This is a genomic window from Pseudomonas sp. GZD-209, from assembly GCF_049310485.1.
Lineage (GTDB): Bacteria > Pseudomonadota > Gammaproteobacteria > Pseudomonadales > Pseudomonadaceae > Aquipseudomonas > Aquipseudomonas sichuanensis.
Genome location: NZ_JBMOWQ010000175.1, coordinates 1 through 25032, shown reverse-complemented (window position 1 = coordinate 25032; position 25032 = coordinate 1). Strand labels below are relative to the sequence as shown.

Below are 25032 nucleotides of genomic sequence, written 5' to 3'. Positions count from 1 at the left end.
AGTCTCACCTCTCCTCTCCTACACCCCCCCCCCCCTCCTCTCCTGGGCCTCCCCCCCCCCCCCCCCCCCCCCCCCCCCGCTACAGGCCACTACACCTGGTACTGCGCCGCCGCATTGGCCAGGGTCCGGCCAATTTCCTCACGCAACGCCAGTGGCAACTCCACCACCAACCCTTCCCCCTGGCTCAGCAGCCACCAGCGCAACGGCCATCCATCGATCACCGTTGCCCTTAGCCGATGGCCCTGCTCCAGCGCCGTCAGCTGCATATCCCCGGTCAGCGGCGCTTCGCGCAGTTGCCGCGCCAGCGGGTCGCTGACCCAGGCTTGCAGTTCCACGCCCTCATCCTGGGCCGGTTGCAACGTATCGCTGCGCAAATACCCCTGCAGATCGAAATTGCCGCGCAGCTCGCTGCCGGCATTGGCCGACCAGTGCCAGCCAAACGGGATGCTCTTGTCGTTGCGTTCCAGCGGGAAGATCAGCGACAGCTCGTTGAGGTCGCGCTCGACGGTGCGCTTGCTGACGTTGAAGCCCACGTCACGCAGGCGCCACACCAGCTCTGCGCTGGTGGTCCCGGGGGAGCGGCTGGGCAACTGGCGCAGAAGTGCCCATTGGCGGCTAAGGGTGGCGCGGGTGGTGGCGAACGGCAAAGGAAACGTCCTTGTCTAGGCTTGCCGCCATAGAATGGCGGCACGGGCAGGTCATGGCAATTGGCCACGGCCTGCTCAGATCAAGGAACAGACAATTGGTTGCCTGACCCTGGATCGTTCGCGACAGGTTTTGTCGTGTCGTCGCGCAGAATCACGCCCCATCACGGCAAAGCCTGGAGCTGTGCGCCGTTCAATGAGGATGAACATGTCTGCTGCCAGCAATATCCATTCGCTGCTCGCGCGGCTGCTGCCCGAGCGCATCGCGCCGGTACCGGCATTGCCGGGCCAGCGTCAGCGGCTGTTCGTCGGGGTCGGCATGCCGAGCCAGGCGCTGCAGGGCGGTGAGCGCTTCGGCCTGATCGACCGACTGGATGAAGCCACCGACCTGCAGGCGGTGTACGCCGACCTGTGCCGCCAGGCGCTGCTCGGCAACGTGGCGGCGCTCAACGACCTGGGCTGGATCTGGCTCAACGGCAAGTATTGGCGCGGCGATACCGTGCTGGCTGGGCACCTGCTGCGCATGGCGGCCTTGCAGGGCAATGCCGTTGCCTGGTTCAACCTGGGGCAGCAGCACTATTTCGGCAAGGGCGTGGAGGTGTCGTATGCCAACGCAGCCGAGTATTACCGCCATGCCTTCGAGCGCGGCATGCTGCATGCGGCGGCGGCGCTGGGCGACCTGTACGAGGAAGAAGTGTGTGACGGTGAGCCGCCATGGCTGGTGGACCCGCTCGAGGCTTACCACTGGTTCCTGCGCGGGGCACAACGCGGCGAGACGCGCTGCCGTTTCGAGGTGGGTTATCGCTTGCTGCATGGGCTGTACGTGGCAGCGGATACCAAGGCTGCCCTGTACTGGCTGGAGCTGGCAGCGGCCACCGGGGTGATGCAGGCCGCCGAGGAACTGGCGGTGCACTTCAGCAGCCGCGACACGGCGCGCTACCTGGGCTGGCGTGACCAGGCGATCCAGCTGGGCAGCACCCTGGCGCTGACCATGAAACTGGAAGACCAGGTTCAGCGTTGAGGGCATGGGTGCAGCCCATCGCTGGCAAGCCAGCTCCCACAGGAATCGCGTCAAACTTGAGGCATGCGCTGTACCTGTGGGAGCCGGCTTGCCGGCGAAAGGGCCGCAGCGCGGCCCAAAATCGCTCAACTGAGCATCCCGTCACCTCAGAACGCAAAGCACGAACAACCCAATGCCCCCCAGAACCCCTGGAAGTCGCTGACCGGCACCTTGGAGTGGCGCGCCTGTTCATGGCTGTGCGCATGCACCCCGCATGGCCCCGAGCACTGGTGCACGGCGGCCGCCAGCGATGGCGTACCCACGCGCCAGTGCCCCGGCACCTTGGCCACAGGTGACCACTCGGGCAGCACCGGTACCTGTGGCGGGGCCAGCTTGTCGAACTCGGCAGCGCCGTACACCACCTTGCCATCGACCACCGTCAGCACCGACTCGATGCCCTTGATGGCCTCTTCATCAACGCTGAAGAAGTCCAGCGTCAACGCCGCCAGGTCAGCCAGCTGGCCCACCTTGATCTGGCCTTTCTTGCCCTGCTCGCTGGAGAACCAGGCGCTGCCCTGGGTGAACAGCTGCAGCGCGGTGTCGCGGCTCAGGCCTTCGGGGTACAGCGCCATGCCGCCCACGGTCTTGGCGCTGACCAGCCAGTACAGCGAGGTCCACGGGTTGTAGCTGGACACGCGGGTGGCGTCGGTACCGGCACCCACCGGCACGCCCATGTCGAGCATGCGCTGGATCGGTGGGGTCTGCTCGGCCGCCTTGGCGCCGTAGCGCTCGACGAAATACTCGCCCTGGAAGGCCATGCGGTCCTGGATCGCGATGCCACCGCCCAGCGCGCGAACACGCTCGATGTTCTGCGGGGTGATGGTCTCGGCGTGGTCGAAGAACCACGGCAGGCCATTGAACGGGATGTCGCGGTTGACCTTCTCGAACACGTCGAGCATGCGCGTGATCGATTCGTTGTAGGTGGCGTGCAAGCGGAACGGCCAGCGTTGTTCCACCAGGTGGCGCACCACCGGCTCCAGTTCCTGCTCCATGGTCTGCGGCAGGTCCGGGCGCGGTTCGAGGAAGTCCTCGAAGTCGGCGGCGGAGAACACCAGCATCTCGCCGGCACCGTTGTGGCGCAGGAAGTCGGTGCCGCTGTGCAGCTTGACGCTGGCGGTCCACTTCTTGAAGTCGTCCAGCTCTTCCTTGGGCTTCTGGGTGAACAGGTTGTAGGCGATGCGCACGGTGAGCTGGTTGTTGTCGGCCAGCTCCTGGATCACCGAGTAGTCGTCGGGGAAGTTCTGATAGCCGCCGCCGGCATCGATGGCGCTGGTCAGGCCCAGGCGGTTGAGCTCACGCATGAACTGGCGGGTCGAGTTGACCTGGTACTCCAGCGGCAGCTTCGGCCCCTTGGCCAGGGTGGCGTAGAGGATCATCGCGTTGGGCCGGGCGATGAGCATACCGGTCGGGTTGCCGAACTTGTCGCGCTGGATCTCGCCACCCGGCGGGTTGGGCGTGTCCTTGCTGTAGCCCACCGCCTTGAGCGCGGCGCGGTTGAGCAGGGCACGGTCGTACAGGTGCAGCAGGAACACCGGGGTGTCGGGGGCGGCCTGGTTGATTTCTTCCAGGGTGGGCATGCGCTTTTCGGCGAACTGGAATTCGTTCCAGCCGCCGACCACCCGCACCCACTGCGGGGTCGGCGTGCGGGCTGCCTGGTCCTTGAGCATGCGCAGGGCGTCGGCCACCGATGGCACGCCTTCCCAGCGCAGTTCCAGGTTGTAGTTGAGGCCGCCGCGGATCAGGTGCAGGTGCGAGTCATTGAGCCCTGGGATCACCGTGCGCTGTTTGAGGTCGATGATCTGCGTGGCGGCGCCTTTGTGGGCCATGGCCTGGGCATCGTTGCCCACCGCGATGAACTTGCCGTCCTTGATGGCGACGGCGGTGGCAGTGGGGTTTTCACGGTCGACGGTGTGCAGTTTGCCGTTGAACAGGATGAGGTCGGCGGTCATGGAGCCTCCTTGGGTGGATGCAGTGGCGTAGCCGCTGAAGGGCAGGGCCGACCAGAGTGCGCCAGCGGCGCCGAGCACGGTGCTGGTGGCGAGGAACTGGCGGCGGCTCTTGTCGTTCGGGTCCTGGGACATGGGGTTCTCCATCGGGCTGCGGCAGGCGGGTGAAGGTTAGCAACCAGGGGGATTTGTGTTGCTGGGCCTGCCCTATCGGGGGGGGGGGGGGGTCTCCCAAAAAAACCCCCCCACGCGCTGGGGAGAGGGTGTCAAGCCCGCTCCCACGAAGCACTTGCACACTGCGTGGGAGCGGGCTTGCCCCGCGATGGTGTCAGCGGTTGAGGAAGGCCAGCAGGTCTTCATTGAGCTGCTGCGCATGGGTCACGGCAAAGCCATGGGGCGCCCCTGGGTACACCTTCAGCTCGGCGCCGCGGATCAGCTCTGCAGCTTTCCTGCCAGTGCTCTCGAACGGCACGATCTGGTCGTCGTCACCGTGGATGACCAGGGTCGGCACGTCGATCTTGGCCATGTCCGGGCGGAAATCGGTTTCGGAGAAAGCGGTCACGCAGTCCAGGGTGCCCTTGATCGACGCCAGCAACGCAATGTTCAAGGTCTGGGTCTGCACGCCCTGGGACACCTGCTGGCCATGGTTGATGCCATAGAAGGGCGCGGCGAAGTCGGCGATGAACTGCGCCCGGTCTGCCCGCAGGCCGGCCTTGATGCCGTCGAAGACCGCACTGTCGACGCCGTCCGGGTTGTCGTCGCGCTTGCCGAACACCGGCGTTACCGCACCCAACAGCACCAGGCCGGCGATGCGCTCGCTGCCGTGCCTGGCGATGTAGCGGCTGACGTCGCCACCACCCATGGAGAAGCCCACCAAGGTCACCTCGCGCAGGTCGAGGTGTTCGATCAACTGGGCGATGTCATCAGCGAAGGTGTCGTAGTCGTAGCCAGTCCAAGGCTGGCTGGAGCGCCCGAAACCCCGGCGGTCGAACGCGATGGTGCGGTAGCCGCGGCTGGCCAGGTACTCCATCTGCGAATCCCACATGTCGGCGTCCAGTGGCCAGCCGTGGCTGAACAGGACGGGTTTGCCACTGCCCCAGTCCTTGTAGTGGATCGAGGTGCCATCGCGGGTAACGAGTGTGCTCATGTCGGTATCTCCTGAAATTCGAGTGAGGCAGTGAGAAAACTTTCAGCCACGCAGCCAGGCGGCGCAGCGGCGGGTCACCCAGGGCATGATGTAGAACACCACGGGCAGGATGACGAACAGGTTGCTGATCAGGTTGCCGCTGATCGGGCCGCCCAGCAGCGGGTAACGGGCGAACAGCGGCGCCAGCAGTTGCGGGATCAGCAGGGTCATGGGGCAGATCACCAGGTAGGTCAGCACGGCCTGCTTCCAGCGCGGCGGTGGCGCGGCGCGGGTGCTGGGCGGGGTGAACCAGAACTCCGGATCGTCATGCACCTGGGTCTGGTCGCCCTCTTCAAGCAGTGGCAGCACTTCGCTGACCAGCGCCTGGCGCTCGGCCGAGTTGACCCAGGCCTGCAGCAGGCCGGCGTCGGCGAACCGCACGATGGTGGTGAACTGCCGGCCACCGTCGTCCGGGCGGATCACGTTGACGTCCAGGTGGCCGGGCTGCTGGCGTGCGGTGCTCACCGCATGCTTGAGCCAAGCCTCGTAGGGCGCCAGCGCCTGGGCGCGGACCTTGTGCTGGATCACCAGCGTGACGACGTTGCGGTTGTGCGGCGTGTTCATCGGCGGGCCCTGGCGTGAGCTGCGTTGGCGGGGTGGCCTGGCGCCACGAGGGCGCCAGGCGGCTGGCGGGTTACTTGCCGGCGGTCAGGGTGTTGTAGCTGGTCATCAGGTTGCGGTAGTCGGGGATGTGGTTGCTGAACAGCGCGGCCAGGCCTTCGACGTCGTTGCGCCAGTCGCGGTGCAGTTCACAGGCCACGCCGAACCAGGTCATCAGTTGCGCGCCGGCCTGGCTCATGCGGTCGTGAGCGGCGTCGCGGGTCATTTCGTTGAAGGTGCCGGAGGCGTCGGTCACCACGAACACTTCGAACTCTTCTTCCAGGGCCGCCAGCGCCGGGAAGGCCACGCATACCTCGGTCACCACACCGGCGATGATCAGTTGCTTCTTGCCGGTGGCTTTCACGGCCTTGACGAAGTCTTCGTTGTCCCAGGCGTTGATCTGGCCTGGGCGGGCGATGTACGGCGCGTCGGGGAACAGCGCCTTGAGTTCCGGTACCAGCGGGCCGTTGGGGCCTTGCTCGAAGCTGGTGGTGAGGATGGTCGGCAGGTTGAAGTACTTGGCCAGGTCGGCCAGGGCCAGCACGTTGTTCTTGAAGCGGTCCGGCTCGATGTCGCGCACCAGCGACAGCAGGCCAGCCTGGTGATCCACCAGCAGTACGGCGGCGTCGTCTTTGTTCAGGCGGTTGTATTTGAAGTTAGCCATGGTCGTGCTCCTTAGGGTGTGTCGTTCACTGGGTGGGGTGTTTCGCGTTGATGAGCAAAGATTAGATTCATCACCTTTGGCGCGGTAGACTGCAAAAATTGCCTCTAGCGTTCTATTTGGTGAACGATCAATGGAAGACCTCAACTCCCTGTACTACTTCACCCAGGTGGTGGAGCACGGCGGCTTCGCCCCGGCCGGGCGGGCGCTGGACATGCCCAAGTCCAAGCTCAGCCGGCGCATCGCCGACCTGGAGGAGCGCCTGGGCGTGCGCCTGCTGCACCGCACCAGCCGGCACTGCTCGCTGACCGAGATCGGCCAGGCCTACTACAACCGTTGCCTGGCCATGCGCGTGGAGGCCGAGGGCGCCGCCGAAATCATCGAGCGCAACCGCAGCGAGCCGCGCGGGCTGGTGCGCATCAGCTGCCCGACCACCCTGCTCAATTCCTGGGTCGGGCCGATGCTCACCCGCTACATGCTCAAGTACCCGCAGGTGGAGCTGTTCATCGAGAGCACCAACCGCCGCGTCGACCTGCTGCACGAAGGCTTCGACCTGGCGCTGCGGGTGCGCTTCCCGCCGCTGGAGAACACCGACATGGTGATGAAGGTGCTGAGCAACAGCACCCAGTGCCTGGTCGGGCACCCCGTGTTCCTCGAACAACTGCCGGCGGGCTTCGACCCGCAGCAACTGGGCACGCTGCCCAGCCTGCACTGGGGCGGCGCCCAGCGCGAATACCAGTGGGAGCTGTTCCAGGGTGAGGACCAGCAGCACAGCCTGGTCATCCCGCACACGCCGCGCATGGTCAGCGACGACCTGTTTGCCCTGCGCCATTTCGTGGTGGCCGGGGTGGGCATCGCCCACCTGCCACGGGTGGCGGTGCGTGAGGACCTGGCGGCGGGCAGGCTGGTGGAGCTGCTGCCGCAATGGCACCCGCGCTGCGGCATCGTCCATGCGATCTTCCCGTCACGGCGCGGGTTGCTGCCGTCGGTGCGCTCGCTGATCGACCACCTGGCCGAGGAATTCGCCAGCAGCGACATGGCCTGACGGCGCGGGTCTGGCGCGCGGATGAACAACTTTTCATCTTCCCCTGCCGGCAGGCCCGGTTGACGGCAGGGGGAGGGCAGGGCGTATATTGATAGTTAGCAAACTATGAATATCCTCGGTTCCTCTTATGTCACTTGACGCACTGCACATGAAAATCAGCAGCGGCATGGTCGTGGCCGCCCGGCATTGGCGTCGCCTGTGCCAGGGCGCCTTGACCGGCTATGGCATCTCCGAAGCCTGCGCCGTGCCGTTGCTGATGATCGTGCGCCTGGGCGACGGCGTGCATCAGGTGGCGGTGGCCCAGGCCGCCGGCCTGGAAAGCCCGTCGCTGGTGCGCCTGCTCGACCAGCTGTGCAAGGCGGGCCTGGTGCTGCGCAGCGAGGACCCGCTGGACCGCCGCGCCAAGGCCCTGAGCCTGACCGCCACAGGCCGCGCCCTGGCCGAGTCGATCGAAGGCGAGCTGGTGCGCCTGCGCCGCGAGTTGCTGCAGGGCATCGACCAGGCCGACCTGGAAGCCACCCTGCGGGTGATCCGCGCGTTCGAAGACGCGGGCCTCGCCCCATGAGCGGCTTCTTCAGCTCGGTGCCCCCGGCCCGCGACTGGTTCTACGGCGTGCGCACCTTTGCCGCGTCGATGATCGCCCTGTACATCGCCCTGCTGATGCAGTTGCCGCGCCCGTACTGGGCGATGGCCACGGTGTACATCGTCTCCAGCCCGTTCCTCGGCCCCACCACCTCCAAGGCGCTGTACCGTGCACTCGGCACACTGCTGGGCGCGGGGGCGGCGATATTTTTCGTGCCGCTGCTGGTGCAGTCGCCGTTGCTGCTGAGCATTGCCGTCGCGCTGTGGACCGGCACCCTGCTGTTCCTCTCGCTGAACCTGCGCACCGCCAACAACTACGTGCTGATGCTGGCCGGCTACACGATGCCGATGATCGCCCTGGCCGTGGTCGACAACCCGCTGGCGGTGTTCGACGTGGCCTCGTCCCGGGCCCAGGAAATCTGCCTGGGCATCGTCTGCGCGGCGGTGGTCGGCGCGGTGTTCTGGCCGCGCCGGCTGGCGCCGGTGGTGGTGGGCGCGACCGGCAGCTGGTTCAGCGAAGCGATCCGCTACAGCGATACCTACCTGGCCCGCGAAGCCAGCGCCGACCAGGTCGGCGGCATGCGCGGGGCGATGGTCGCCACCTTCAACTCGCTGGAGCTGATGATCGGCCAGCTCGGCCACGAAGGCGCAGGCCCGCACACTTTGAAGAACGCCCGCGAACTGCGCGGGCGGATGATCCACCTGCTGCCGGTGATCGACGCCCTCGACGACGCCCTGATCGCCCTCGAAGGCCGCGCCCCTGTTCAGTTCGCCCAGCTGCAGCCGGTGCTGGTGGCAGCCCGCGAATGGCTCAAGGGCACCGCCAGCAGCGCCTCGGTGGCACGCTGGACTGCCCTTCACGAGCAGATCGACCGCCTGCAACCCGGCGCCGCCGCCCTCGACCAGCGCGCCGAGCTGCTGTTGTCCAATGCGCTCTACCGCCTGACCGAATGGGCCGACCTGTGGCAGGACTGCTGCACCCTGCAGCACGCCCTGCGCAGCGACGACGCCAAGCCCTGGCGGGCGGTGTATCGGCACTGGCGGCTGGGCCGGCTGACCCCCTTCTTCGACCGTGGGCTGATGCTCTACTCGGTGTTCTCCACCGTCACCGCCATCGTCGTCGCCTGCGGCCTGTGGATCGGTCTGGGCTGGAACGACGGCGCCAGCGCGGTGATCCTCGCCGCCGTGTCGTGCAGCTTCTTCGCCGCCATGGACGACCCGGCGCCGCAGATCTACCGGTTCTTCTTCTGGACCTTGATGTCGGTGATCTTCTCCAGCCTGTACCTGTTCCTGGTACTGCCCAACCTGCATGACTTCGCCATGCTGGTGCTGGCCTTTGCCGTGCCGTTCATCTGCGTCGGCACCCTCACCGTGCAGCCGCGTTTCTACCTGGGCACCTTGCTGACCATCGTCAACACCTCGACCTTCATCAGCATCCAGGGCGCCTACGACGCCGATTTCTTCACCTTCCTCAACGCCAACCTGGCGGGGCCGGTGGGGCTGCTGTTCGCCTTCCTCTGGACCATCGTGGTGCGCCCGTTCGGCGTGGAGCTGGCGGCCAAGCGCATGACCCGCTTCGCCTGGCGCGACATCGTCGAGATGACCGCGCCGGCCACCCTCGCCGAACACCGCCAGGTCGGCGTGCAGATGCTCGACCGCCTGATGCAGCACCTGCCACGGCTGTCGCAGACCGGCCAGGACAGCGGCGTGGCGCTGCGCGACCTGCGCGTGGGGCTGAACCTGCTCGACCTGCTGGCCTACCTGCCACGTGCTGGCAGCCAGGCCCGCGAGCGCCTGCAGACGGTGATCGAAGACGTCGGCGGCCACTACGCCGCCTGCCTGCGCGCCGGCGAACGCCTGCATGCCCCGGCGGCGCTGCTGCGCAACATGGAGCGGGCGCGCCTGGCGCTGAACCTGGACGAGCTGTACGAGCGCGGCGATGCCCGCACCCACCTGCTGCACGCCCTGAGTGGCCTGCGCCTGGCCCTGTTGCCGGGGGTGGAGGTGATGCTCGAACCCACTGAACAAACGCAACTGCCCCCCGGCCTCGATGGAGCGCCCCTGTGATCGGTGAACTGGATATCAGCGGGGTGTTCCTGCCCACGCTGCTGGTGATGATGTTTGCGACCTACCTGCTGTTCCTGGGGGTGCACGCGCTGCTGGTGCGCGTGCATTTCTACCGCCTGGTCTGGCACCGGGCGCTGTTCAACGTTGCCCTGTATGCCGTGCTGCTGGGCGCGGTCGACCACTTTTGCCGAAGCCTGATGCTGCCATGAAAAAACCTTTGCTGACCCTGGGCCGCGTGGTCCTGACCTTGCTGGTAGTGACCTTCGCCGCCGTGCTCGTGTGGCAGATGGTGGTGTACTACATGTTCGCCCCCTGGACCCGCGACGGGCACATCCGTGCCGACGTGATCCAGATCGCCCCGGATGTGTCCGGGCTGATCCAGAAGGTCGAGGTGCGCGACAACCAGACCATCAAGCGCGGCGACGTGCTGTTCACCATCGACCAGGACCGCTTCAGCCTGGCCCTGCGCCAGGCCAAGGCGACCCTGGCCGAGCGCCAGGAAACCCTGGCCCAGGCCTCCCGCGAGGCGCAGCGCAACCGCAAGCTGGGCAACCTGGTGGCGGCCGAGCAGCTGGAAGAGAGCCAGTCGCGCGAGGCCCGCGCCCGCTCGGCGGTCAATCAGGCCCAGGTGCAGGTGGACCTGGCCCAACTCAACCTCGACCGTTCGGTGGTGCGCAGCCCGGTGGACGGTTACCTCAACGACCGCGCCCCGCGCGCCCACGAGTTCGTCAGCGCCGGTCGCCCGGTGCTGTCGGTGGTCGACAGCGCCTCGTACCACGTCGATGGCTATTTCGAAGAGACCAAGCTTGGTGGCATCAATGTCGGCGATGCCGTGGACATCCGCGTGATGGGCGACAACACCCGCCTGCGCGGCCGGGTCGAAAGCCTGTCCGCCGGCATCGAGGACCGCGACCGCAGCAGCGGCGCCAACCTGCTGCCCAACGTCAACCCGGCGTTCAGCTGGGTGCGCCTGGCCCAGCGGATTCCGGTGCGCATCACCTTCGACGAGGTGCCGGCGGACTTCCGCATGATTGCCGGGCGCACTGCCACGGTGTCGATCATCGAGGGCCAGCGCCCATGAAACAGCTGATCCTGGTGGGGCTTAGCCTGTCCCTCGGCGCCTGCATGATGGTCGGGCCCAACTACCAAGTGCCCAAGGACGCCGCCGTGCAGCGCAGCGACCTGAACGGCCCGTTACGCCAGGATGCCGACAGCGTGGTATCGGCACCGGTGCCCGAGGACTGGTGGCAGCTGTACCAGGATCAACGCCTCAACGAACTGGTGCGCCAGGCCCTGAGCGCCAACACCGAATTGCGCGTGGCCGCCGCCAACATCGCCAAGGCCCGTGCCCAGGTGGAAGTGGCCGAGTCCCAGGGCGGTTTCAATGGCGGCATCAAGGCCGGTGCCCAGCGCTTGCAGGAGTCCGGCGAAGCCTTCCTGCTGCCGGAGAAAGTACCGGTGGCCAATATCGGCGAGGCGCTGCTGAGCGTCAGCTACCAGTTCGACCTGTGGGGCACCTTCAAGCGCGGCACCGAGGCCGCCAAGGCCAACGCCGATGCGGTGCAGGCCGCTGCCGACACCGCGCGCATCACCCTGGTGGCCGATGTGGTCAAGGCCTACACCCAGGTGTGTTCGGCCAACGAGGAGTACCACATTGCCCGTGAGTCGCTGGACCTGCAGCAGCAGGGCGTGCAGCTGACACAGCGCTTGCGCGACGCTGGCCGCGGCGACGAGACCCAGGTCACCCGCTCGCAGACCCAGTTCAAGTCGCTGCGGGCAGAACTGCCGCGCTTCAAGGCCGAGCGCGAAACGGGCCTGTATACCCTGGCCGCGTTGCTGGCCAAGCCGGTCGAGCAGTTGCCGGCGGGTACTGCCGATTGCGCCGAGCTGCCGCACCTTGCGCAGCTGATCCCGGTGGGTGATGGCGCCGCCCTGCTCAAACGCCGCCCCGATGTGCGCCAGGCCGAACGCCAGTTGGCGGCTGCGACCGCGAATATTGGCGTGGCCACTGGCGCGCTGTATCCGGATATCAGCATTGGTGCACAGGTGGGGACCATCGGCATTCTTGAAAACCTCGGTGAGCCGTCCACCAACCGTTGGGGCTTTGGCCCGCAGATCAGTTGGAACATTCCCACTAACGGCACCCGTGCGCGTATTCGCATGGCCGAGGCCTCGAGCCAGGCGGCGCTGGCGCAGTTCGATGGGGTGGTGCTCAACGCCATTCGTGAGACACAGACGCGGCTGGCGCAGTACAGCGCCTTGCTCGACCGGCGTGATGCGCTGGCTGAGGCTGAGCGTTCGGCGAAAGAGTCGGCGGACCAGACGCATCTGCGTTACCAGGTGGGGCGTGAGTCGTTCCTGGCTGACCTGCAGGCGACGCGGACCTATACCGATGTGCGTGCGCAGTTGGCGGCGGCGAACAGTCAGGTGGCGATGGGGCAGATTGGGGTGTTTCTGGCGTTGGGTGGGGGGTGGAAGGGTAGTGCAGAGCCTCTAGAGAAAGCCTCAACCAACTGATGTAGGTAGGCTGCGTGGGTAGATGTCTGGCCGATGGTTGCATCAGGGCCGCCAGGTGCCTGGCTGTTGATTGCATCAGGGCATACAGGTGCTCGCCACAACCCTTGCAGCGCCTATGAGATCGAGCGCCGCCCGCGCGGCGCTTCGCGGGTAAACCCGCTCCCACAGTTTGTTTCGGGCCAGTATCTCCTGGGTCATTACCTGGTCCGCCTTGTTGGCACCACGCGGTTTCAGCGTGTGCGTTGCCGCCGCCCCACATGACTCAAGACATGCACCAAGGCAGGCGCCGGTACTTTCACAGGAATAATTGGCCCGAAACAAACTGTGGGAGCGGGTTTACCCGCGAAGCGCCGCGCGGGCGGCGCTCGATCTGATAGGCGCTGCAAGGCTTTCGGCGAACACCTGGTGGCCTTGATGCGGTCCAGCGCGAGGAATTGCCAGAAACCCGTGCGACATTTCCGAAAATGAAACCAAATCCTACAGCTCCGCATGGCTTGGGACGTATCCTACGTGCCTTGCGGAAGCTTCGATGTTGTCGGTGGAATGCCTCAGGAATAACGTCCTCGGGTCGCTTTCGGGCGATCGGGAAATGAGACCCCCGGGAACAATAAGCGCCGCTTTATGGCAGCTGTACGCGGGCAGGCTTTAGCCTGTTCGGGTTTTCCTATTGTCCCGGGTCTCACCCCGCGTACGGCTGCCACCCAATTCAGTGAGACGAGGCGGAGGGCAGTTCCTGAACTCTCAATAGGAATGTCCACAATGAAAAACGCGTCCCCGACCCACCCCGCTTCATCCCCTATTTCACCCTCCAGACCAACCTGCCCACCCCCGACGCCCTGGCCCACGCCAGCCAGCTGCTGCGCGGCGTGAGCGAGACCCTGGACGAACACTGCAGGCTGCACGCCGGCGACCTTGGCCTGCACATGCTGAGCAACGCCGCCTACGCCGCCGATATGGCGCGTGCCCTGATCGAACACACGATGGCCCGTTACGACGGCGCCCAGGAGCCACGCCCATGAGCGACGACCTGAAAACCTGCACCACCCAGGGCCGCGAGAGCTGCCTGGTTTGGGTGCCTGGCGGTTGATTGCATCAAGGCATGCAGGTGCTTGCCACAACCTTTGCAGCGCCTGTGAGATCGAGCGCCGCCCGCGCGGCGCATCGCGGGACAAGCCCGCTCCCACATCTGTTTCGGGCCAGTCTCTCCTGTGCTATTACCTGGTCCGCCTTTTTGGTACGACGCGGTTTTTGCGTGGTCGCTAGCGCTGCTTCACATGACTCAAGACATGCGCCAAAGCGGGCAGCGGTACTTTCACAGGACTCATTGGCCCGAAACAAATGTGGGAGCGGGCTTGTCCCGCGATGCGCCGCGCGGGCGGCGCTCGATTTCATAGGCGCTGCAAGGCTTTCGGCGAACACCTGGTAGCCTTGATGCGGCCCTTTCGCGGCACAAGGCCGCTCCTACAGTGAACGTGCAAGCCCATTTAGTGGAGCTTGTCGCAGGCCCGAGCAGCGTCAGTTCAAGATCCGCGCCGGCTCATCCGGCGGCAGCTTGTCCCGCACCCGTGGCGGGCGTGGCTGGCCTGGCCCGACACCGCCCAACTGATCAGCCAACTGCTGCGCCACATCTTCCCCCAGCGCCTTCGACACTTCGCGCACCACCCTCGGGCGGTTCAGGCTCACGCGGCGGTCCTGGCTTTTCATCAGCTTGATGTCCTGCCCCTCACCCATGGCGGTGAACGCCGAGGTGATCTGCAAGGTGCGGGTATCGATCAGGCTGAAGTCGGCGGTCACGCTCAGCCCCAGCACCTTCGAATAACTGTCGGTGTGGTCCAGGGCGTTGACGTCCTCCTGGAAGTCGATGTCCGACAGGGTGCCGAACAGCACATAGTCGGCACCTTCGAACGCGCCGTTCTTGATCCGGCGGATCACGTCGTACACGTCTTCCTCGGCCTCGGCGGTGTAGGGCTTGCCCTGGATCAGCTCGAACATGCCGGTCTTGAGGATTTCACCCTTGATGTCGCCGCCAAACTTGCGCAGCTCGGTCTGCTGGATGTAACTCTTGCTGCTTTCGTACTCGCTGTAGCTCGACGACTGGCTGGCGTTGTACATGCTCGACTGCCCGCTGTTCTGGGCGTTGACGCTGTGGATGTACTCCTCCACCTGCGCCTCGTAGGCCAGGTCGGTCACCGCTACCTTGGGGGCCGCCTGCGCGCCGAAGGCGCAGGCCAGGCCAATGACTGCCATCCATGCACGCATCGGTCAGCGCTCCGTGGTCTTGCGGATTTCTTTTTCGTCCATCCACTCGGCCAGGCCGCTTTCCACGTCGACCAGCTGCAGGCTGAACTTGTAGAACACGTCCTTGTAGTCGCTGCTGCGTTTGACGATGGAGCTGATCGAGCCTTCCAGGCGGTATCTGGCGGCGATCATGTTGCCGGTCTTGGCCACGGTGTTCTTCTTGTACAGGCCGCTCTGGTTCTGCAGCTTGAGCTGGTCGACCTGGCTCTGCATGTCGGTGTTGTCACTGGCGAAGCGGGCGGTGCCGGACTTCATCAGCTGGGTCTTGATGGTGGTGGTGATCTCGCGGGTATCGATGTACTCGCTGGTCTTGTTCTTCACGTCGTACACCTGCACCACCGGGCGGCCGCGCAGCACGCCGGACTGGGCCAGGGAACGGGTCATGCTCTCGGCGATCATCTGCAGGTCGGTGGAGCCGAACTCGTTGGTGATCAGCTCGACCGCCTTGCTGTCGCCGTAGCTGATGTTCTTGCCGCCGAGGACCGGCGACGGGGTGCTGCAGCCGCTGACCAGGGCAATGGCGACGGCGGCGAGGGAAAGGCGTGCAAACATGCAGGGTGCTCCTGAAAGGGGTTACCGGGTGTGGGCTTCGAAGCGGAAGTCGGTGGCCTTGGGGGTCGGCGCGATGGCGGGCAGGAACTTGGCCTGCTTGCCATACAGCGGCAGGGCCTTCCAGCCTTCTTCGTCGGCCACGGGGAAGCCGCTGTCGTCCAGCCAGGCGAAGCGGTAGAACAGGGTCTGGTTGCTGCGGCTGGTGTTGTTCAGCGCCACGTTGACGGTGAGGAAGCCATTCTCGCGGGCGACCCGCATCTGATGGACTTCGATATCGTCCAACTGGCCCATGGTCACGACCTTGCTGGCGGCGGTTTCGGTGTTGGAGCAACCGGCCAGCAAGGCGGCGGTGAGCAGGGCGAGGCAGGTTCTGCGCATGTTCGATCCTTGAGGTTACTTGAGGCTGACCACGGTGGCGGCCGTGGTGGTGGGCGCGACCTGGACGGCCGGGCCGCTGGCGAACACCTGGTTGCCGACCACGCGCAGGCTGACCACCTGGTAGGGGCGGTCGATCTTCACGTTGATCGAGGCCCCGCCCAGTACGGCCGGCAGGCTCAGTTGGTGCTCGCCGGGCTTCAGCCGCAGGCGGGCCACTTGGGTCTGGTCGGGCAGGGTGCGCCAAGTGCGGGTATCGGCATTCTCCAGCACCATCGACGCGATGCCGAAGATCAGGCCGGCCAGCGGGTCTTTCTCGTTCAGCTTCTTCTGCGCCAAGGTGCGCGAGACGGCGCGCGCGCTGGTGCGCAGGATGATGCCGGGCATGTCATCGCGCAAGGCCCGGCGCGACATGGCGCTGGTGCTGTTGAGCAAAGTCAGGGCCAGGGGCCTGCCGTCGAGCTGCAAGGCATCCAGGTGTGCGGTGGAGTGGTCTTCGCGGATGACCGGGAACGACAGCGGGGTAATCACCAGATTTTCATCGATCACCAGGGGCAGTGGGATGCTCATGGAATCGCGGGCTGGCGCCAGGCCGCTCTGCACCACGAACAGCACGTCGCTCTCGGCCGGGGTGGCGCTGTTGCCGTCCAGCTGCAGCAGGGCCTGCTCCAGCAGCGGTGTTTTCGGGCGTAGCTCGGCAGCCATGCGGTAACCCGGCGCGGCCAGCCCTTTTTCGCCCAGGGCCTCGTAGACGAAGCCGGCCAGATAGTGGCTGAAGGCGCTCTGGTAGCTGTTCTTGAGGTTGACCACCTCGGGGGCGTCGAGGGTGGCGACCGGATAGCCCTTGAGGTCGGCGACTTCGGTCTTGATGCCGTCCTCCTGTGCCTGTTCTTCGCGCTTGAGGTACGCCTTGTCGCGCAGCTCGGCGATGATCGCTTCGCGCTCGTGGCTCTTGCGGATCGCCACGCGGGCACCGTCGAAGTCGTTCTGGGCCAGCAGGTTCAGAGCCATCTGCGTGGTCAGCATGACTTTTTCGTAGTCGTAGCCTTCGTAGCGGCGGATCTTGTCGTTGACCACGTAGCTGCCGAACTGGCTGAGGTACTTGTCGGTGTCCAGGCGCACAGCCTCTTCCCATTGCACTACCACGCTGTCGGCCGAGCGCCAGGCAGCCTGGCTGCCGGCCAGGTCGCCCTTCGAGCGCAGCAGTTCACCTTTCTCCAGGTAGTAGAGCAGGTCCTTCTGTTCGCGGGTGTTGTGGCTTTCCAGCAGGGCCAGCGCGGCGTCGACATTGCCCGCGGCCAGTTGCTGGTTGGTTGCCTGCATTTCGCTGTCGTAGCTGCGAAACACCGAGCAGCCGCCGAGTTGCAGGAGGGTGAAGAGGGTTGCCAGGATCAGGACACGGGTTGCCATTGGAGGTTTTCATTCCCTGGAGCATGTTGCAGCCGCTGTAGCGGGGCGGCGGGGCCCTCTGGCCGGGCCAGATCCTTTGGGTAAAGGCACATTGATTGCCAATGGCTATTACAAGTGGGCGGCATTATACGCAAAGTGACGGCGTTTTAATGGCCATGTGCCTTTACCACTCCTGTGACAGGCCCTTCGTCGTAAAGATCCTGACGAGGACGGCGAGGATGTCGGGAGATTTTGTTGCAAGATTTTTCATGAAATCTGCCCCTGAAGCTTGAGGGACGCAGAGTGGAAGTGAACAATGTTCACTTTCGTATTTACATCGAGACTGGCCATGAATTCCCGTTCCCGCCTGCTTGCCGTGCTGCTCGCCCCGGTGCTGCTGCTGTGCAGCGCCCTGGCGCAGGCAGAGGCCCCCGCCGATGCGACCAAGGCCCTGCATCTGCTGGACTACATTGGCGCCGATTACCCACCGACGGTGCGTGACGGCAAGGTGGTGGACAGAGGCGAATACCGCGAGCAGCAGGAGTTCAGCGGGGTACTGGCCGAGCTGGTCAAGGGCCTGCCGGACAACCCCGAGCGTGCCGCGCTGGAACAGGGTGTGCGGGGCCTGCGCCAGGCCATCGAGCAGCGCCAGGAAGGTGCCGGCGTCGCCCGCCAGGCCCGCCAGCTGGGTGCCCGCCTGGCGGTGGCCTACGAGGTCAGCCAGGCGCCGATCATCACCCCCGACCCGGCCCGCGGTGCGGCGCTGTACGCGCAGAACTGCTCGATCTGCCACGGTGAGACCGGGCTGGGTGACGGCCCGGCCGGCCTGGGCCTTGAGCCGCCACCGGCCAACCTGCGCAACGTTGCGCGGCTGGATCAGCTGAGCCTGTACGACCTGTACAACACCCTTGGCCTGGGGATCGAAGGCACCGAGATGCCGTCGTTCGCCGACCAGCTCGACGAGCGTCAGCGCTGGGACGTAGCGGCCTATATCGCCAGCTTCAGTGCCGACCCGCAGCTGGCCATGGGCGACAAGGCTTGGAACATTGCCGACCTGGCCCGCCAGACACCCGCCGAAGTGGCTGAAAAAGAGGGCCCCGATGCCGTGGCGGCCTTCCGTGCCCAGCGTGCCAAGCCGCCGCAGGCCAAGCGTGGCCCGGCGCAGTTGCTCGACTACACCGCCAGCACCCTGGACAAGAGCCTGGCGGCCTACCGCGCCGGCGACCGCGACCAGGCCTACGACCTGTCGGTGGCGGCCTACCTGGAAGGCTTCGAGCTGGTCGAAAGCTCCCTCGACAACATCGACGCCCAGGTGCGCAAGGACACCGAGAAGTCGCTGATGGCCTACCGTCAGTCGCTGCAGGACGGCTTGCCGCTGGCCCAGGCCGAACAGCGCCTGGACGCCGCGAAGGCCAAGCTTGCGCAAGCCTCCAAACTGCTGGGCAGCGATGGCCTGAGCTGGTCATTGAGCTACATCTCCGGCCTGCTGATCCTGCTGCGCGAGGGCCTGGAAGCGATCCTGGTGCTGGCGGCGATCCTGGCCTTCCTGCGTAACACCGGCCAGCAGTCGGCGGTGCGCAGCGTCAACATCGGCTGGGGCCTGGCGCTGGTCGCCGGCTTCGCCACCTGGGCCCTGGCGGCCTACGTGATCAACGTGGGCGGAGCCCAGCGCGAACTGCTCGAAGGCTGCACGGCGCTGTTCGCCTCGGTGATGGTGCTGTGGCTGGGCGTGTGGATGCACGACCGCCGCCACGCCGCCGCCTGGCAGAACTACATCAAGAGCAGCCTGGTCAGCGGTGGCGGGCGCTTCGGTTTTGCCCTGCTGGCGTTCTTCTCGGTGTACCGCGAGCTGTTTGAAGTGATCCTGTTCTACGAGACCCTGTGGCTGCAGGCCGGCCCGGCCGGGCACCAGGCGGTGCTGGCGGGCGGTGCCACGGCGCTGGTGCTGCTGGTGGGCCTGGCCTGGGTGATCCTGCGCGGCTCGGCGAAATTGCCGCTGGCGCTGTTCTTCAGCATCAACGCGGCATTGCTGTGTGCGCTGTCGGTGATTTTTGCCGGGCATGGCGTCAAGGCGCTGCAGGAAGCCGGCGTGCTGGGTACACGGCCGGTGGCGTTCTTCGAGTTCGACTGGCTGGGCATTCATGCCGATGCCTACTCGCTGGGCGCGCAGGCGCTGGCGTTGCTGGCGATCGTGTTCCTGTATGGGCGTAGCCGGTTGGCCGAGAAGCGCAGGGCGGCAGCCAACTGAAATTGGTGTTGGCTTCTTCGCGGGTAAACCCGCTCCCACAAGGAAAACAAAAAAACAAAGACGGCAACCAAACCTGTGGGGCAGGTAAACCCGCTCCCACAGGGACAGCGCAGACACAAGGATGACGCTGAACCTGTGGGAGCGGGTTTACCCGCGAAGAGGCCGAACCTGCGACAATCTCAGCCCGAGACACACAGGAACAACTCCCATGCGTATATGGATCGATGCCGACGCCTGCCCCAAGGCGGCCAAGGACCTGATCGTCAAGTTCGCCCTCAAGCGCAAGCTGGAGGTGGTGATGGTGGCCGGCCAGCCGCAGATCAAGCCGGCCTTCGCCTGCGTGCGGCTGATCGTGGTGCCCAGCGGCATGGACGCGGCCGACGATTACCTGGTGGACAATGCCGTGCCGGGCGAGCTGGTGATCTGCAGCGACGTGCCATTGGCCGACCGCCTGATCAAGAAGGGCGTGGCGGCGCTTGACCCGCGCGGGCGCGAGTTCGACGAGCGCAACATGGGCGACCGGCTGGCGGTGCGCAACCTGTTCACCGAGCTGCGCGAGCAGGGGCAGGTGGGCGGTGGCCAGGCACCTTATGGCGAGCGCGAAAAGCAGGCGTTTGCCAACGCGCTGGATCGAATCCTCGGCCGTTTGGCCAAGCGCTGATCACATGGCGCTGTCGCAGGCGATCAGCTGCCTGACCAGCCCCTGCGCCAGTTGTGACAAGCCATACCCCACCCGGCTGACCACCCCATAGCGGGTGTAGCACGCCTCTTCCTGCTCGGGCGCCAGGTCCGAAAGTTTCAGCGCCACCAGCCCCCCCTCGCGCTGGTACGGCTGCAGGTTGGCGCTGCAGGCGATACCGATCGTGTTCGAGTGCTGCACCACGTTGAGCAGCGCGTAGCCATGCTCGCATTCCACGCTGGGTAAAAAATCCTGCCGGCCGCTGAGGTCGCTGAGGATCTTGCGGATGTTGGGCGGGCGGAAAGTGGTTGCCAGCGGGTAGTCGAACAGGTCCCGCGCCCGCACCTCGGCCTGCGCGGTCAGCGGGTGCCCGGCGCGGCAGCAGAAATGCCAGCGTTGCGGCGTCAGCTTGTGCACCTGGTAATCGGGGTCGGCTTCGAACTGGCGGGTGTCGGCGACGAAGAACTCGATTTCCTCGGCCATCAAGCGGCGGTTCAACGCCTGCCAGTTGTCCACCTGGAAGCAGGTGCGCGCCGCCGGGTATTCGGCGACGAAGCGCGCCACCGCCCGGGGCACCAGCCCGCCCGCCGGCGCCGGCCCGGAGCCGAAGCGCACCACGCCCGTGGTGGCGCCATTGAACTGATTGATCTCGTTGACCAGGTTGTGCGCGCCGTGCACCAGCCGCCGTGAGTGCTCGAGCACCAGCAGGCCCTGGCGGGTCGGCGCCAGCTCCTTGCTGGCGCGGTCGACCAGGCGGCAGCCGACGTTGTGCTCGAGCGTCTGGATGCTGCGGCTGAAGGCCGATTGCGAGAGGTTCACCGCGGCCGCCGCGGCGACGAAGCTGCGGTGCTCGACAAGGGCGATGTAGTGGCGGAGCTGGCGCAGGTCGATATGCATTTTCTACATGGAAACTTTCGGTGGAATGCAATTGCTGGGAAGGGTTGTGAACCTTATAAAGGGAGTCACTTATTCCACAAAATATGAATTACAAATATTTATATCACCTAAAAGAATAAAGCCCCTCTGACCGCGATTCGGTTCCGCCAACGGAAATGCTCGCCAGGGCCCATGCCTCCAGGAGCATTTGCATGTCCCGACTTTCCCCAAGGCCTTTACGCGCATCGCTGTTCGCCCTGCAACCCCTGGCCGCCGGCCTGCTGCTGGCCGCTGCCGGCAGCAGCTTTGCCGAAGAGCCGGTAACGGCCACCCCCGTCGCCCAGCAGGACGCCAAGCTTGGCACCGTGACCGTCAATGCCCGCCGCCGCGAAGAGAGCGCGCAGAGCGTGCCCACGCCGATCAGCGTGCTGAGCAGCGAAACCCTGGAAACCCAGCGTATCTACCGGGTGCAGGACATCCAGCAACTGGTGCCGAGCACCAACGTGTCCTATGTGCATGCGCGCCAGTCGAGCATCTCCATCCGTGGGCTGGGTAACAACCCGGCCAGCGATGGCCTGGAAGGCAGCGTCGGCGTGTACCTGGACAACGTCTACCTGGGGCGCCCGGGCATGGCGGTGTTCGACCTGCTCGATGTGGAGCAGCTGGAGGTACTGCGTGGCCCGCAGGGCACGCTGTTCGGCAAGAACACCACTGCCGGGGTGCTGAACATCACCACCCGCAAGCCGACCTTCCACCAGGAGGGCAGCGTGCAGTCGTCGCTGGGCGAGGATGGCTACTGGCAGACCCAGGGCAGTTTCTCCGGGCCGTTGACCGACACCCTCGCCGGGCGTATCAGCGCCTACCACACCGAGGACGATGGCTATGTGAAGAACATCTACAACGGCCACGACCTCAACGGCGGCAAGCGCCAGGGCTTTCGTACCCAGCTGCTGTTCAAGCCCAGCGAAACCTTCAACCTGCGCTGGATCGGCGAGTACAACGAAGAGGACTCCGACAACGGCGTGCTCAGCCTGTACAGCACCGGGCCGACCATCAACGGGGTGAACCGCTATGAAAGCCTGGCCCGCCAGGCCGGCGCCACGCTGGTATCGGGCAAGGACCGCAAGGTCAATTTCGACGCCGACCAGATGGTCAAGGTGTTCCAGGGCGGCACCTCGGTGGAGGCCAACTGGACCTTGCCCAACGACTTCACCCTGACCTCCATCAGCGCCTACCGCTGGTGGGATTTCACCCCGCGCAACGATGACGGCCTGAACGTGCCGGTGTTCTACAACGCCGGGGTGTCGGTGCGCGACAAGCAGTACTCGCAGGAAATCCGCCTGGCCTCGCCAACGGGCGGCTTCTTCGACTACGTGCTCGGCGCCTATTACTTCAAGCAGGACCTGGACAACAAGTCGTTCACCTACAACGGCCCGCAGGCGGATATCTGGAACCTGACCCCGGCCGGCGCCCTGGCCAATGTCACCACGATCGGCAACGGCCACATCGACACCGACAGCTATGCCCTGTTTGCCCAAGGCACCTGGCACCTCACCGAGCGTCTGGACTTCACCGCCGGGGTGCGCGGCACCTATGAAGAGAAGAGCGCCTGGGTGACCCGCGATGCACCCTTCGGTGGCGCGGCGGTCACCGGTGCGGCGGCTGCAGCCCGTCAGGGCAGGGTCGGCGCCTATGACTCGGGTGACCTCAACCAGTACAGCTTCGCCCCCTCCGGGTTGCTCAGCCTGAGCTATCGCTTCAATGATCAGGTGCTTGGCTATGCCAGCCTGTCCCACGGCGAGAAGTCCGGCGGGGTCAACCTTACCGTCGGCGCGGCGCCACGGCTGGGCACCGATTCGCTGCTGGTGGGCACCGAGCGCGCCAACAACGCCGAACTGGGGGTCAAGAGCACCCTGCTGGACGGCCGCCTGCAGCTCAACAGCAACCTGTTCTGGACCGAGGTGCACGGCTACCAGGCCAACGTCTACGACCAGATCAACCGCGTGCAGTACCTGGCCAACGCCGGCAGCGTGCGCTCGCGGGGCCTGGAGTTCGAAGCCACGGCCCTGCCGGTGCGCGGCCTGACGCTCAACTTCAACGGTTCGTGGAACGACGTGCGCTACACCGAGTACGACGATGCCCCGTGCCCGCCGGAGGTGAGCCTGGCCAGCGCCACGGCCACTTGCGATCTGTCCGGCCACCAGGTGGTCGGCGCCTCCAAGTACATCGCCAACCTCAACGGCCAGTACAAGTGGCAGCTCGGCGAGCGGATCGAACCCTACGTCACCGCCAGCTACGCCTTCCGCTCGAAAGCGGTGGGCACCATCGACGACTCCGACTACGGGCAGATCCCCAGCTACGGCATCGTCAACCTCTCCACCGGCGTGCGCCTGGACCAGGGCGACGGCGTGCTCGACCTGTCGCTGTGGGTGAAGAACGCCGGCGACAAGACCTACTTCACCAGCCTGTGGAACTCCGCCAATGGCGGCTATGCCGGCGTGCTGGGCACCCCGCGCACCGTGGGCGCCACCGCCCGTTACGACTTCTGAGCACAAGGAGCTTTGCCATGAATGCCAAGACCCAACCGCACGACTTGCCTGAAGGCGCCTGCCTGACCGCCAAGGTGCCCGACCGCAACCAAGCCTTGCTCGGCGACGTGGTGGTCAACCCCTACCGCCTGGCGCCGCTGACGGCGATCATCCGCGACGGTGGCCGCACCCTGAGCGCCGCCCATGTGCGCGTGCTGGGCCGCGGCGAGCGCGGTGTGGCCATCAGCTACGACGTGTCCGAGCGCTCGCTGTGGACCTACGGCGGCATCCCGGTGTTCGGCCTGTACCCCGACCACGTCAACCAGGTGGAAGTGAGCTACAAGCTCGACGGCGAGCGCATCCGCGAACGTTATGAAATCTATGCCCCGGCGGTGCGCCTGCCGGTGGTGGCCAAGCAGACGGCAGCCCTGCCCGAGGTCGAGCCGGTCACGGTCGCCCCTGGCTTCGAACAGCGCCTATACCTGTTCAACCATCTGCTGGCGGACATCCCCGGCGGGCGCGCCTTCAAGTGGAACGGCCTGGGCGGCGCTGCCGAGTGGGATTCGGTGGGCAACAACTGGATCGCCGACAGCAATGGCGATGTGCGCTGGTACCTGGACATCGAGCAGATCCACGACTCCAATCACCGCGATGGCCTGGGCGGCACCATGGGCTTCCACCAGACCCGCGACGGCAAACTGATCTGGGGCCAGGGCCAGACCTACTCCAAGTACGACCTGCTCGGCCGGCGCATCTGGCAGCGCAACTTGCCGGACAAGTTCGCCGACTTCTCCCACGAGATCCGCGAGACCCCCAACGGCACCTACTTGCTGCGGGTAGGTACCAGCGACTACCGGCGCCCGGACGGCAAGCGCGTGCGCTCGATCCGCGACCACATCATCGAGGTCAGCGAGGCTGGTGACGTGCTGGACTTCTGGGATCTCAACCAGATCCTCGACCCCTACCGCGGCGAGCTGCTGGAAACCCTGGGCAAAGCGGCGATTCAGCTGCCGGACGGCGTACAGAAACAGGACGACCGCCTGGCCAACGAACTGGCTGAAGGCGACCTGCCGTTCGGTGACACCCCGGGGGTGGGCACCGGGCGCAACTGGGCTCACGTCAATGCCATCGACTACGACGCCGATGACGACAGCATCATCGTTTCAGCACGGCACCAGGGTGTGGTGAAGATCGGCCGCGACAAGCAGGTGAAGTGGATTCTCGCCGCGCCCCAGGGCTGGCCTGCGCATTTGCAGGACAAAGTGCTCAAGCCGGTGGGCGAGGGCTTCGAATGGTCGTGGACCCAGCACACCGCCTGGCTGACCGGCTACGGCACGCTGACCGTGTTCGACAATGGCTGGGGCCGGGATTTTGCCTCGACCAAACTCAGCGGCAACTACAGCCGGGCGGTGGAGTACAGGGTCGACGAGGCCAAGGGCACGGTCGAGCAGGTGTGGCAGTACGGCAAGGAGCGTGGGGATGAGTGGTACAGCCCGATCACTTCGGTAGTGGCCTACCGGGCGGACACCGACACCCAGTTCATCTATTCCGCGTCGGTGAATTTCCTTACGCCCGAGAAGCTCACCACTACGGTGCTCAATGAAGTGCGCCGAGGGAGCCAGGAGGTGGTGGTGGAGTTGAAAGTGCACAGCCGCCAGCCGGGGAGTGTGGGTTATCGGGCGTTGGTGATCGATCTCGACAAGGCGTTCTGACGGGCTAACCTTTCGGGGCCCTAATCGCGGGGCAAGCCCGCTCCCACGCAGTCATTGCACAGACTGC

General features: G+C 65.6%; 22 protein-coding genes. 12 read left to right on the top strand and 10 right to left on the bottom strand.

Annotated features, from left to right (window positions below):
• Window positions 1–89: 89 nt before the first annotated feature.
• On the bottom strand, window positions 90–647 hold the full coding sequence (locus ACO6VM_RS19625) for a WYL domain-containing protein (protein WP_125466023.1): 558 nt from the start codon (window positions 645–647) through the stop codon (window positions 90–92).
• Window positions 648–852: 205 nt separating this feature from the next.
• Here ACO6VM_RS19625 and ACO6VM_RS19620 point away from each other — a divergent pair, with 205 nt between their 5' ends.
• Window positions 853–1665: a tetratricopeptide repeat protein gene (locus ACO6VM_RS19620; protein ID WP_401055808.1), complete on the top strand. Its 813-nt coding sequence runs from the start codon at window positions 853–855 to the stop codon at window positions 1663–1665.
• Between the two features lie 146 nt (window positions 1666–1811).
• Here ACO6VM_RS19620 and ACO6VM_RS19615 read toward each other — a convergent pair whose 3' ends face one another.
• The 4 genes from ACO6VM_RS19615 to ycaC all read right to left on the bottom strand — a co-directional run bounded on the left by ACO6VM_RS19615 (window position 1812) and on the right by ycaC (window position 6100).
• A complete protein-coding gene (locus ACO6VM_RS19615; protein ID WP_422403688.1) occupies window positions 1812–3785 on the bottom strand; it encodes an amidohydrolase in 1974 nt (657 codons plus the stop codon).
• 193 nt (window positions 3786–3978) lie between these two features.
• A complete protein-coding gene (locus ACO6VM_RS19610) occupies window positions 3979–4797 on the bottom strand; it encodes an alpha/beta fold hydrolase (RefSeq protein WP_401055804.1) in 819 nt (272 codons plus the stop codon).
• A 42-nt stretch (window positions 4798–4839) separates the two neighbouring features.
• On the bottom strand, window positions 4840–5400 hold the full coding sequence (locus ACO6VM_RS19605; RefSeq protein WP_390968108.1) for an antibiotic biosynthesis monooxygenase: 561 nt from the start codon (window positions 5398–5400) through the stop codon (window positions 4840–4842).
• Between the two features lie 70 nt (window positions 5401–5470).
• On the bottom strand, window positions 5471–6100 hold the full coding sequence (gene ycaC, locus ACO6VM_RS19600; RefSeq protein WP_110992047.1) for an isochorismate family cysteine hydrolase YcaC: 630 nt from the start codon (window positions 6098–6100) through the stop codon (window positions 5471–5473).
• A 130-nt stretch (window positions 6101–6230) separates the two neighbouring features.
• On the opposite strand from ycaC, the gene ACO6VM_RS19595 reads away from it, so the two are divergent.
• From ACO6VM_RS19595 to ACO6VM_RS19565, 7 genes are all read left to right on the top strand, one after another.
• Entirely contained in the window at window positions 6231–7142 is a 912-nt protein-coding gene (locus tag ACO6VM_RS19595) for a LysR substrate-binding domain-containing protein (RefSeq protein ID WP_401055802.1), read from the top strand.
• Window positions 7143–7269: 127 nt separating this feature from the next.
• Window positions 7270–7707 (top strand): MarR family winged helix-turn-helix transcriptional regulator, encoded by a 438-nt coding sequence (locus tag ACO6VM_RS19590; RefSeq protein ID WP_401055800.1) that lies wholly within the window; start codon window positions 7270–7272, stop codon window positions 7705–7707.
• Window positions 7704–9791: an FUSC family protein gene (locus ACO6VM_RS19585; RefSeq protein WP_401055798.1), complete on the top strand. Its 2088-nt coding sequence runs from the start codon at window positions 7704–7706 to the stop codon at window positions 9789–9791. The genes ACO6VM_RS19590 and ACO6VM_RS19585 overlap by 4 nt, the downstream gene beginning before the upstream one ends.
• Window positions 9788–10000, top strand: coding sequence for a DUF1656 domain-containing protein (locus tag ACO6VM_RS19580; RefSeq protein ID WP_110992051.1), 213 nt, complete (start codon window positions 9788–9790; stop codon window positions 9998–10000). Before ACO6VM_RS19585 ends, ACO6VM_RS19580 begins: the two co-directional genes overlap by 4 nt.
• The gene (locus ACO6VM_RS19575; protein WP_347151261.1) at window positions 9997–10872 is read left to right on the top strand and encodes an HlyD family secretion protein; all 876 of its coding nucleotides are present in this window, start codon (window positions 9997–9999) and stop codon (window positions 10870–10872) included. The genes ACO6VM_RS19580 and ACO6VM_RS19575 overlap by 4 nt, the downstream gene beginning before the upstream one ends.
• Window positions 10869–12308: an efflux transporter outer membrane subunit gene (locus ACO6VM_RS19570; RefSeq protein WP_401055796.1), complete on the top strand. Its 1440-nt coding sequence runs from the start codon at window positions 10869–10871 to the stop codon at window positions 12306–12308. Before ACO6VM_RS19575 ends, ACO6VM_RS19570 begins: the two co-directional genes overlap by 4 nt.
• Before the next feature lie 866 nt (window positions 12309–13174).
• A complete protein-coding gene (locus ACO6VM_RS19565; protein ID WP_401055795.1) occupies window positions 13175–13327 on the top strand; it encodes a hypothetical protein in 153 nt (50 codons plus the stop codon).
• Window positions 13328–13823: 496 nt separating this feature from the next.
• Here the strand turns inward: ACO6VM_RS19565 and ACO6VM_RS19560 are convergent, their stop codons facing one another.
• From ACO6VM_RS19560 to ACO6VM_RS19545, 4 genes are read right to left on the bottom strand one after another with little or no spacing between them, the layout of a single operon-like run.
• Complete coding sequence (locus tag ACO6VM_RS19560) at window positions 13824–14567, bottom strand: penicillin-binding protein activator LpoB (protein ID WP_401055793.1); 744 nt, start codon at window positions 14565–14567, stop codon at window positions 13824–13826.
• Between the two features lie 3 nt (window positions 14568–14570).
• Window positions 14571–15158 carry a penicillin-binding protein activator LpoB gene (gene lpoB, locus ACO6VM_RS19555; protein ID WP_125466012.1) on the bottom strand — a complete coding sequence of 196 codons (588 nt, stop codon included), beginning with the start codon at window positions 15156–15158 and terminating at the stop codon, window positions 14571–14573.
• 21 nt (window positions 15159–15179) lie between these two features.
• Complete coding sequence (locus tag ACO6VM_RS19550) at window positions 15180–15536, bottom strand: YcfL family protein (RefSeq protein ID WP_110992057.1); 357 nt, start codon at window positions 15534–15536, stop codon at window positions 15180–15182.
• A 15-nt stretch (window positions 15537–15551) separates the two neighbouring features.
• Entirely contained in the window at window positions 15552–16943 is a 1392-nt protein-coding gene (locus ACO6VM_RS19545) for a COG3014 family protein (RefSeq protein WP_401055791.1), read from the bottom strand.
• A gap of 295 nt (window positions 16944–17238) precedes the next feature.
• Between ACO6VM_RS19545 and ACO6VM_RS19540 the strand changes: the two genes are divergently transcribed.
• Both ACO6VM_RS19540 and ACO6VM_RS19535 read left to right on the top strand, forming a co-directional pair.
• Window positions 17239–19170: an FTR1 family protein gene (locus ACO6VM_RS19540; RefSeq protein WP_401055790.1), complete on the top strand. Its 1932-nt coding sequence runs from the start codon at window positions 17239–17241 to the stop codon at window positions 19168–19170.
• Between the two features lie 208 nt (window positions 19171–19378).
• Window positions 19379–19831: a YaiI/YqxD family protein gene (locus ACO6VM_RS19535; protein ID WP_110992060.1), complete on the top strand. Its 453-nt coding sequence runs from the start codon at window positions 19379–19381 to the stop codon at window positions 19829–19831.
• On the opposite strand, the gene ACO6VM_RS19530 is transcribed toward ACO6VM_RS19535, so the two are convergent.
• Window positions 19832–20746 carry a LysR family transcriptional regulator gene (locus tag ACO6VM_RS19530; RefSeq protein WP_110992061.1) on the bottom strand — a complete coding sequence of 305 codons (915 nt, stop codon included), beginning with the start codon at window positions 20744–20746 and terminating at the stop codon, window positions 19832–19834.
• 191 nt (window positions 20747–20937) lie between these two features.
• Between ACO6VM_RS19530 and ACO6VM_RS19525 the strand changes: the two genes are divergently transcribed.
• On the top strand, window positions 20938–23274 hold the full coding sequence (locus tag ACO6VM_RS19525; protein ID WP_401055788.1) for a TonB-dependent receptor: 2337 nt from the start codon (window positions 20938–20940) through the stop codon (window positions 23272–23274).
• A gap of 17 nt (window positions 23275–23291) precedes the next feature.
• The gene (locus ACO6VM_RS19520; RefSeq protein WP_401055786.1) at window positions 23292–24965 is read left to right on the top strand and encodes an aryl-sulfate sulfotransferase; all 1674 of its coding nucleotides are present in this window, start codon (window positions 23292–23294) and stop codon (window positions 24963–24965) included.
• The last annotated feature ends 67 nt before the right edge of the window (window positions 24966–25032 follow it).

Coding starts and splice junctions, on each gene's coding strand:
- ACO6VM_RS19620 (WP_401055808.1), top strand. CDS start 853: ATGTCTGCTGCCAGCAATATCCATTCGCTGCTCGCGCGGCTGCTGCCC.
- ACO6VM_RS19615 (WP_422403688.1), bottom strand. CDS start 3,785: ATGTCCCAGGACCCGAACGACAAGAGCCGCCGCCAGTTCCTCGCCACC.
- ACO6VM_RS19610 (WP_401055804.1), bottom strand. CDS start 4,797: ATGAGCACACTCGTTACCCGCGATGGCACCTCGATCCACTACAAGGAC.
- ACO6VM_RS19605 (WP_390968108.1), bottom strand. CDS start 5,400: ATGAACACGCCGCACAACCGCAACGTCGTCACGCTGGTGATCCAGCAC.
- ycaC (WP_110992047.1), bottom strand. CDS start 6,100: ATGGCTAACTTCAAATACAACCGCCTGAACAAAGACGACGCCGCCGTA.
- ACO6VM_RS19595 (WP_401055802.1), top strand. CDS start 6,231: ATGGAAGACCTCAACTCCCTGTACTACTTCACCCAGGTGGTGGAGCAC.
- ACO6VM_RS19590 (WP_401055800.1), top strand. CDS start 7,270: ATGTCACTTGACGCACTGCACATGAAAATCAGCAGCGGCATGGTCGTG.
- ACO6VM_RS19585 (WP_401055798.1), top strand. CDS start 7,704: ATGAGCGGCTTCTTCAGCTCGGTGCCCCCGGCCCGCGACTGGTTCTAC.
- ACO6VM_RS19575 (WP_347151261.1), top strand. CDS start 9,997: ATGAAAAAACCTTTGCTGACCCTGGGCCGCGTGGTCCTGACCTTGCTG.
- ACO6VM_RS19570 (WP_401055796.1), top strand. CDS start 10,869: ATGAAACAGCTGATCCTGGTGGGGCTTAGCCTGTCCCTCGGCGCCTGC.
- ACO6VM_RS19560 (WP_401055793.1), bottom strand. CDS start 14,567: ATGCGTGCATGGATGGCAGTCATTGGCCTGGCCTGCGCCTTCGGCGCG.
- lpoB (WP_125466012.1), bottom strand. CDS start 15,158: ATGTTTGCACGCCTTTCCCTCGCCGCCGTCGCCATTGCCCTGGTCAGC.
- ACO6VM_RS19550 (WP_110992057.1), bottom strand. CDS start 15,536: ATGCGCAGAACCTGCCTCGCCCTGCTCACCGCCGCCTTGCTGGCCGGT.
- ACO6VM_RS19545 (WP_401055791.1), bottom strand. CDS start 16,943: ATGGCAACCCGTGTCCTGATCCTGGCAACCCTCTTCACCCTCCTGCAA.
- ACO6VM_RS19540 (WP_401055790.1), top strand. CDS start 17,239: ATGTTCACTTTCGTATTTACATCGAGACTGGCCATGAATTCCCGTTCC.
- ACO6VM_RS19535 (WP_110992060.1), top strand. CDS start 19,379: ATGCGTATATGGATCGATGCCGACGCCTGCCCCAAGGCGGCCAAGGAC.
- ACO6VM_RS19530 (WP_110992061.1), bottom strand. CDS start 20,746: ATGCATATCGACCTGCGCCAGCTCCGCCACTACATCGCCCTTGTCGAG.
- ACO6VM_RS19525 (WP_401055788.1), top strand. CDS start 20,938: ATGTCCCGACTTTCCCCAAGGCCTTTACGCGCATCGCTGTTCGCCCTG.
- ACO6VM_RS19520 (WP_401055786.1), top strand. CDS start 23,292: ATGAATGCCAAGACCCAACCGCACGACTTGCCTGAAGGCGCCTGCCTG.